The organism is Pedobacter foliorum, from assembly GCF_013266735.1.
In the GTDB taxonomy this organism is placed as follows: domain Bacteria; phylum Bacteroidota; class Bacteroidia; order Sphingobacteriales; family Sphingobacteriaceae; genus Pedobacter; species Pedobacter foliorum.
Map to the genome: position 1 here is coordinate 864121 of NZ_JABSNU010000001.1, position 8431 is coordinate 872551.

The following is an 8431-nucleotide window of genomic DNA, read 5'->3' on the forward strand; positions in this document are numbered from 1 at the left end:
ATTTGAATATCATTATTTTAAATATGTGATGTAAAAGCGTACTGTATTTTCATAAATCACAATAAAATAGCCGACTTTTGCCAAAATGCTAACTACCTTATATAATAAATACAAGCCCTATTATTCTGATAACTTGCGATTGGCGATGCCTATCGTGGTTTCTCAGCTAGGTCATACCCTGGCGCACCTGGCGGATAGTGTTATTGTAGGTCATTTTGCAGGTACAATTCAGCTGGCAGCAGTTTCATTGGTAAACAGCTTGTTTATGCTCATCCTGGTTTTGGGTATGGGCCTAGCTTATGGTTTAACACCATTAATAGCTCAGGAAAGTGGGCGTAAAAACTACGAAGAATGTGGTAAGCTGCTTTCTAACAGTTTGATTATAAACTTCTTTATTTCTTTATTGCTTTATGCTTTTGTGCATTTGGGTACTTTGCTGGTTATAGATCATATTGGTCAATCGCCTGAAGTTGTTGCTTATGCAAAACCATATTTGGGCCTTCTTGGTGTCTCTATCATTCCATTAATGATATTTCAAACGTTTAAGCAGTTTGCCGAAGGATTGGGCTTCACCAAACAAGCGATGTTTGTGTCTATCTGGGGTAATGTAATTAACATTGTTCTGGGGGTTATTTTTGTTAAAGGCATGTTTGGAATAGCTCCTATGGGTGTAAAAGGTGTTGGCTGGAGTACCTTGATTGACCGTACCGTTATGGCAATCGTAATGTCTATATATGTCTTAAGATCACCAGTTTTTAAGGTTTATATTAAGCAATTTAAGCTTAGTTTCTTTGATAAAGTACGGGCACTTAAAATCATAAAAATTGGTGGCCCCGTGGCATTACAATATTCCTTTGAAATCAGTGCCTTTAGTGGTGCTGCTATTCTTATCGGAACCATAGGCGCAGTGGAACAGGCGGCTCATCAGGTGGCTATAAATCTAGCTTCTATTACCTACATGATGGCTAGTGGGATTGCTTCTGCTGCAACCATTAAAACTGGTAATAACTTTGGAAAACGCAATTTTATGGACCTGAGACGGTCAGCTATTGCTAGCTACCATGTAATATTGTTGTTTATGGCAATAACAGCACTGTTTTTTATATTGGCAAACAATTTATTGCCTTTTCTTTATACCGAAGATAACGCCGTAATTAGTATTGCTGCTCAGCTACTTATCATTGCCGGATTTTTCCAGCTGTTTGATGGCACCCAGGTGGTTGGTTTAGGTGTGTTAAGAGGTATTGGTGATGTAAACGTACCCACATTTATCACCTTTGTTGCTTACTGGGTTATCGGTATACCATTGGGCTATCTTTTGGGGATCAAGCTAGATATGGGTGTAAATGGAATTTGGTATGGCTTAACATTTGGATTGCTCACTGCATCTATCCTACTGTTTCTCAGGTTTCAAAGCAAAACCAGGGTTTTGCTTACCAAAACAGCGATGTAGTTAAATTAACTTCTTCCAGCCCCCCTATTTCACTATTAATCAATAGCTATCGACAGATTTATCAATAAAAATTTTGTTTATTCAGAAAGTTGAATTAATATTGTCGACTAATTCGATAGATTTAATGAGTATCCGCGAAAACCAGATTAGAATAGCCGTAAACAACAAACTACAAGAAAGTAAATGGAAGCGAATCGCTTATCTATGCCTTTTTATACTGGCAGCGCTGTTTATCGGTCTTGCTATCTATACAAACCTCACTTACGAACAGGCTGTTGCATTTGGTCAAGATATTTACAGTCAACTTGATGAGAAGTTTCTATGGATGCTTCTGGTAGGATTTATGGCTCAATTAGTTGATGGAGCATTGGGGATGGGCTATGGGGTAATCTCTACAACGCTCCTATTATCGGGTGGTTTAAATCCGGCAGTAATTTCTGGTAGTATCCATACTGCAGAAATGTTCTCAAGTGGAGCTTCAGGTTTTAGTCATTATCGCTTTGGTAATGTGAATAAAAAGCTTTTTAAAACATTGCTAATTCCCGGTGTATTGGGTGCAATTGCAGGAGCGATATTATTGGGATATGCGGGCGAAGCATTTTCAGGTTGGATAAGACCGGTAATTTCAATTTACACATTGCTATTAGGTATTAGAATATTAACCAATGCATTTAAAGAAAAACAGAAACCACAAAAGGTAAAACGTGCCGGATGGCTTGCTGGTGCCGGAGGTTTTTTAGATTCTTTTGGTGGTGGTGGATGGGGACCATTGGTTACCTCTACCCTGATCTCAAAAGGCCGTACACCTAAGTATGTAATAGGATCAGTTAGCTTAACCGAGTTTTTTGTAACCATGGCTAGTGCGATTACATTCTTCTTTATTCTAGGTGTTAGTCACTGGCAATCGATACTGGGATTGATTGTCGGAGGCGTGATCGCAGCACCTTTAGCAGCTCGTTTGGTGGGTAAACTTCCAATTAAAAAGATGTTTATCGGAGTTGGGGTAATTGTGATTATATCCAGTGTTCGAATCATCTGGATGTTTGTCGATAAATTAATCTAATTACCTTATTGTCTTAATAAAAGTTAAAAAACTATTGTTTAATTTTACAATAGAATAAAACGCTCTTTAGTATTGTCATCCAAATTAACACTCTGAATACTAGTATGTAATATATTATTGTTAAATTAGTGTTACCCATGGACCAGAATACAACAGAACTAACAAAACATTACTGTCGCAATTGCTCAAAACCATTAGATTACCGGATTCCTCGGCAAAGAATTGTAAAGACAGTTCTTTTTTGGGTACCGCTTAAACGGTACAAATGTATGATGTGCGATAAAAAACAATACGTTTTGGCTAAAAACTAAGTAGAAAATTGAAACTAGTTTCTAATTCTTCCCTATAGCTTGTTTGCCTGCACTTAAACTCAGCTAGGATTCTTGTAGGACTTTTATAGGACTCTAGTCCTATAAAAGTCTGAGAACACCACCAGAATTAAGGTTTTCTATGCGGATACTTCTATTTTATAGATAGTAGTCTGAGCATAATTTTCGCCAGGTCTTAGCACCGTACTTGGAAATTCAGGGATATTAATACCATTTGGATGGTGTTGTGTTTCAACGCAAAACGCACCAAAAGCTTCATAATTTCTTCCGCCTTTACCATGTTTTACGTTAAGATATTTGGCAGTGTACAAGTGAGCAACAGGTTCGGTAGTGTATACAGAAAGCTTTAATCCACCTGTCTCTTCGGTTGTTTCAGAAGCTAATGTAAGTTCACCATATTGTTTATCTAATACATAAGTTTGGTCGTATCCTTCTTCAGGATCCCAATCTCTACCAAATTCCTTACCTCCTAAAAAGTCGTGATGCGTACCTTCTACCGGTATGAGCTTACCCGTAACTACATAATTATCATCCTGTTCAAGGTAATTGCTTGCAGGCATTCTATGGTGGTGCCTAGCAATTGAACCTCCCGCAGGAGCAAGATTAAAATAACCATGATGTGTTAAGTTGATCGCAGTTGCTTTATCTGTAGTTGCTTTAAAATCAAGAATTAATTCATCTGCATCAGTTAATTTAAAAGTTAGTTGGATGGTTAGGTTTCCAGGGAAATTTTCTTCACCATCTGGGCTTACGTATTGAAGTGTTACAGTTGGATCAATGGTAGATAAAACATCCCATACCCTCTTGTCGTAACCAGTGTCGCCACCATGCAGGCAGTCGCCGCCTTTAGCTTGCGACAGTTGGTATGCTTCACCATCAATTGTAAATCTTCCGTTTTTAATACGGTTGGCATAACGGCCGACAACAGCTCCTAAATAAGGGTAACTTGCTAAATATTCATCGCTGATGTATTGGTCAAATTCATCAAATCCCAATACAATATCCTGCTTTTCTCCATTTTTATTGGTGACTACAAAGCTGCTTATTATAGCGCCATAGTTATATATTTTTACATATGTTCCTTTGGTATTTGTTAATTCAACAGCAACAATTTCTTTGCCGTCTATAATTTTACCGGTCTTTACTAATTTAGTCTTCATTTATATATAATAAAATGCATTTTATGTCGAGTCGAACCGGTACCATTCGGTTCATAATTGTATATTTAGGGCCAGGTATTTTTTAGAACCACTTGTTATTTCAAACAATACTATAAATACTTTATTAAAACTAAAACATTAATTTAAAATATTACAATGAAAGCGGAATTAACCAATAAATTCTTTGAAAAGTATGGACAGCAAGCAACAGCACATTATTTTACTCCGGGTCGCGTAAATTTAATTGGCGAACATATTGATTACAATGGTGGCTTAGTAATGCCTTGTGCAGTTACTTTAGGTACGTGGTTAATTATGGCTCCAAATAACGATAATGTAATCAGATTTAAAAGTTTAAATTTCGAAGAAACCGCAGAAATTGAGTTACAGCCATCTTATACCAAAACAGGTTCAGAATGGTTTAATTATCCACTGGGGGTTTTTAACGAAATCTCAAAAAAACATACCATACCTACAGGTTTAGACCTTTTGTTTTTTGGTAATATTCCAATCGGTTCCGGCTTATCCTCATCTGCTTCTATTGAAGTAACAATGGCTTATGCCTTAAATGATTACTTCAATTTAGGTTATGAAAAAATTGAGATTCCTTTATTGGCTCAAAAAGTAGAAAATGAATTTATTGGTGTTAATTGCGGCATCATGGATCAGTTTGCTGTTGCTTTCGGAGAAACGGATAAAGCAATAGTTCTCAGCTGCGATACTTTAAAATATAAAATAGTTGACTGCGATCTTGATGGTTATTCATTGGCTATTATCAATACCAATAAACCTCGTAAACTGGCGGAATCTAAATATAATGAAAGAGTTTCCGAATGCCAGACTGCTCTTGAACAAATAAATCAGGAAATTAAACTTAATAATTTATGTGAGCTAAATGCAGAGAAATTTGCATTACACAGCCATTTAATTACTGATGAAACTGTTTTAAAAAGGGCAACTCACGTAGTTAAAGAAAATGACAGGGTTAACTTGGCTGCTAAAGCATTGAATGAAGGTAACTTACAGGAGTTTGGCCGTTTAATGTATGCTTCTCATCAATCATTAAAAGATTTGTATGAAGTAACTGGAGTAGAACTTGATACAGTAGTAGATTTCTGTACTGATTATGAGCATGTTATTGGCGCACGTATGACTGGTGCCGGCTTCGGTGGATGCGCTATCGCTCTGCTTAAAAAAGGACAGGAAGACGATTTTGAAAAAAAACTTACAGACTTCTATGCAGCGCGTATTGGCTACAATCCTGCAATATATATAAGTGAAATTGGTAATGGTGCTTCTGCTATTTAATCTTAATTTTGCTGCTTAAACAGATTAAAGGTATTTGATGAAGAAGCTAAAGTTAGATGAACTAAACCGAGTTGGGATTGATGAATTTAAAGAACAGGATAAGTTACCGGTAATCGTGGTATTAGATAATGTGCGAAGTATGCACAATATCGGTTCTGTTTTTAGAACGGCTGATGGTTTTGCTATCGAAAAATTATACCTGTGCGGAATTACGGCTCAGCCTCCGCACAGAGAAATTGAAAAAACTGCACTCGGCGCTACCCAATCTGTAGCGTGGGTTCATTTCGAAACTACTTTGGATGCCGTAACTTCTTTGAGAGCAGATGGTTATCGGATCATTGGAATTGAACAGGCTGCCGGTAGCATTATGCTAAATACTTACAAACCTGATTTTTCTGAGAAGTATGCATTGATTTTTGGAAATGAGGTTAACGGGGTTAGTGATGAGGTTATGGCTCAAATTGATGAATGTATCGAAATTCCGCAGTTTGGCACAAAGCATTCTTTTAATATCGTGATCTCTGCCGGTATTGTTCTTTGGGATTTCTTCGCTAAATTAAGGCTATAAAAATATTTCAATAGCTTATGGAGAACGGTTTATTAAAGAAAATGTATTTTAAACCTGGCTTTAAGGTTTTACTTGCAAATGCTCCGGAAAATGGTGTTGCTATTTTAGGCGACACTAGTTCTATAACTTTAGTTGGCAAAGAAGCTGATGACTATAATGGATTATTACTTTTTGTAAAGGATAGTTCGGAATTAATCAGAGAGTTAAAAACCTGGGCTCCAAAAATTGATGATAAAAAAACAGTTTGGGTGGCCTATCCAAAAAAGACTTCGGGAATAGTTACTGACTTGAAGATGGAAAAATGGAAAGAGCTGGATTTGTATAAACTCACTCCTTGTGGTTCGGCAGCAATTGACGATACCTGGACGGGTCTTCGAATTAAGCCAATTGATCAGGTAAAAACTTCAGGAGTTGGAAACAACGAAATTAAGACCAACGAGTTTTCTGAATTTATTGATGTAGAAAATAAAAAGGTAACTGCACCACCTGAATTGGCCGCCTTATTTTTGCGATATTCGGAAGCTCAGATTTTTTTTGACGCGCTAGCGTATTCTCACAAAAAAGAATATGTACTCTGGATACTTACTGCCAAACAACAACTGACCAAAAACACCAGATTGCAAAAAACTATTGAAATGTTATTGGCGGGTAAAAAAAATCCGACTATGAAATAGTTCTGACATAGCTTATTCGCATATCCCCTTACTTTGTGGTATGCGAATTTTTTTACTGTTTCTGCTCTGTGCTGCTTTAGCAAGTTGTAACCATTTCGAGTTTAGCCCAAATCAATCATTTGATAGACTTTCTTTAAAAGATGTAAATGCCACCAATCTCAAAAAATTGGGTACTGGCGAAAACGATGATACCGTAAGTTTTGTTTTAACTGGCGATACTCAGAAATCCCGTGATGAAACCGTTAAATTCTGTAAAGCGGTGAATGCCATTAAAGGTATTGATTTTGTAGTTCTGGCCGGTGACATTACCGAATTCGGAGTATTAAAAGAAATGCTTTGGATTTCAAGAACCCTAGAAGATCTTAACCCACCTTATGTTGCTGTTATTGGAAATCATGATGAAACCGCAAGAGGTAAAGAAGCCTTTTTACACATGTTCGGCGAACTCGATTATTCATTTGTATATGGCGGTATAAAATTTATCGGTCACAATACCAATAGTCGAGAATATAATTTTAATGGTCAGGTACCTAACATCCCATGGTTAAAGAATGAACTTAAGCCATCTCCTGGAGTTACCGGCTATGTTGCAATTTCTCATGTTCCCGTTAATTCAGAAGATTTTGATGGTAAATTAATCAAGGATTATACCAGCACATTTGCCGAAACTCCTGGCTTCCTGGCCTCACTTCACGCACATACCCATAACTACAAGCTCTTTTATCCGGATAATTCGGGTATCCCGTATGTGATCACAAGCGCAATGGCAAATAATGAATTTCTAGTTGTACAGATTGTAAATAATAAAATAAGTTTTGAGAGAGTATATTTTTAAGTTCCGTTTCGTTTTTTTACTGCTATTATTATTGACTAGTACTAAAATATCAGCACAAAATTTTAAGTTTTTGATTCCAGATGAGGCAATTGTACAGTATGCCGGTAGTATCGGTTATTTTAGCGGAGGTGTAGGTTATGAGCTTTTTGGTAATAAAAGAGGTAATTTAGATTTGCTTTATGGGTTCGTACCAGGTAGTAAAGGTGGGGTTTTGAATATAGCTACTGCTAAATTTGGTTATAGACCCTGGAGTATTAAAGTAAAGGATTGGGGAAAATTTTATCCTTTTAATCCCGCAATATTTGCTACTTATACTTTTCATAAAGACCTGTCCTTCAAGTTTCCAAGCGGACAATATGCCCATGATTATTATTACTGGTCCGAAGCTTTACGTCCACATCTTGCTTTCAGTAGCGAGATTGAGCTAGATGCAAAAAAGCTGCTGAAAAATATTGGTATCAGAGCTATTGGTCTTTATATTGAGGCAAATACTAATGACTTTTATCTGATCAATTACTTCCAAAATACTTCTGCACTAACTGTCACTGATATTTTTCAGTTAGGAATAGGCATGCGTGTAAAGTTTTAAAACGGAACCGTTGTAAAAAATAAAAGAAGCCGTATCATTAATCAAAAGATGATACGGCTTCCTTTTTTGTTTGTTGTGAGATCCGTCCTGAGTATTTCCTTACTATGCCTTTTTTCTTTGAATATTTCTTGAAGTGTACAAAAAACAGCTCTTTTAAGCTGCTTTTTTCCTTATGTTTTGTGCAATTGCCAATAATCCCCACTCTATTTCTACTTTTTGCTTACCTCTGAGCATGAATCTGCGGAACCCGTGGTTCTGTTTGATATTGGCAAAAACAGGTTCTACATCATGACATCGTTTCTTTCTGTGGCGGATTCCTTGCTCGGTATTGAGTAGATGATGTGCTTTTTGCTTATGTCTTTGCAGATTTTCGTTGATTTCTATCAAGCGGTCGCCTTTGGATTTGTGGCAAGCGCCATTTAGTGGGCAATTGTTGCAATTTTTGGCTTGAT

Annotated in this window: 9 protein-coding genes; 7 read left to right on the forward strand and 2 right to left on the reverse strand. The window is 36.8% G+C overall.

Going from position 1 to position 8431, the window contains the following annotated elements; genetic code table 11:
- Positions 1–85: 85 nt before the first annotated feature.
- Together HQN83_RS03860 and HQN83_RS03865 are read left to right on the forward strand one after the other, a co-directional pair.
- Positions 86–1453, forward strand: a complete 1368-nt coding sequence (locus HQN83_RS03860) for an MATE family efflux transporter (protein WP_173088738.1) — start codon at positions 86–88, stop codon at positions 1451–1453.
- Between the two features lie 124 nt (positions 1454–1577).
- Positions 1578–2516: a sulfite exporter TauE/SafE family protein gene (locus HQN83_RS03865; RefSeq protein WP_173088740.1), complete on the forward strand. Its 939-nt coding sequence runs from the start codon at positions 1578–1580 to the stop codon at positions 2514–2516.
- A gap of 448 nt (positions 2517–2964) precedes the next feature.
- Here the strand turns inward: HQN83_RS03865 and HQN83_RS03870 are convergent, their stop codons facing one another.
- Entirely contained in the window at positions 2965–4005 is a 1041-nt protein-coding gene (locus HQN83_RS03870) for an aldose epimerase family protein (RefSeq protein ID WP_173088742.1), read from the reverse strand.
- 156 nt (positions 4006–4161) lie between these two features.
- Between HQN83_RS03870 and HQN83_RS03875 the strand changes: the two genes are divergently transcribed.
- The 5 genes from HQN83_RS03875 to HQN83_RS03895 all read left to right on the forward strand — a co-directional run bounded on the left by HQN83_RS03875 (position 4162) and on the right by HQN83_RS03895 (position 7979).
- Positions 4162–5313, forward strand: a complete 1152-nt coding sequence (locus HQN83_RS03875; RefSeq protein WP_173088744.1) for a galactokinase — start codon at positions 4162–4164, stop codon at positions 5311–5313.
- Positions 5314–5350: 37 nt separating this feature from the next.
- On the forward strand, positions 5351–5881 hold the full coding sequence (locus HQN83_RS03880) for an RNA methyltransferase (protein ID WP_173088746.1): 531 nt from the start codon (positions 5351–5353) through the stop codon (positions 5879–5881).
- A gap of 17 nt (positions 5882–5898) precedes the next feature.
- The gene (locus HQN83_RS03885; RefSeq protein ID WP_173088748.1) at positions 5899–6555 is read left to right on the forward strand and encodes a YdeI/OmpD-associated family protein; all 657 of its coding nucleotides are present in this window, start codon (positions 5899–5901) and stop codon (positions 6553–6555) included.
- 40 nt (positions 6556–6595) lie between these two features.
- Entirely contained in the window at positions 6596–7390 is a 795-nt protein-coding gene (locus HQN83_RS03890) for a metallophosphoesterase family protein (RefSeq protein ID WP_173088750.1), read from the forward strand.
- A 70-nt stretch (positions 7391–7460) separates the two neighbouring features.
- On the forward strand, positions 7461–7979 hold the full coding sequence (locus HQN83_RS03895; protein WP_246254227.1) for a hypothetical protein: 519 nt from the start codon (positions 7461–7463) through the stop codon (positions 7977–7979).
- Between the two features lie 153 nt (positions 7980–8132).
- On the opposite strand, the gene HQN83_RS03900 is transcribed toward HQN83_RS03895, so the two are convergent.
- A partial coding sequence (locus HQN83_RS03900) for a transposase (RefSeq protein ID WP_173088752.1) occupies positions 8133–8431 on the reverse strand: 299 nt, incomplete at its 5' end.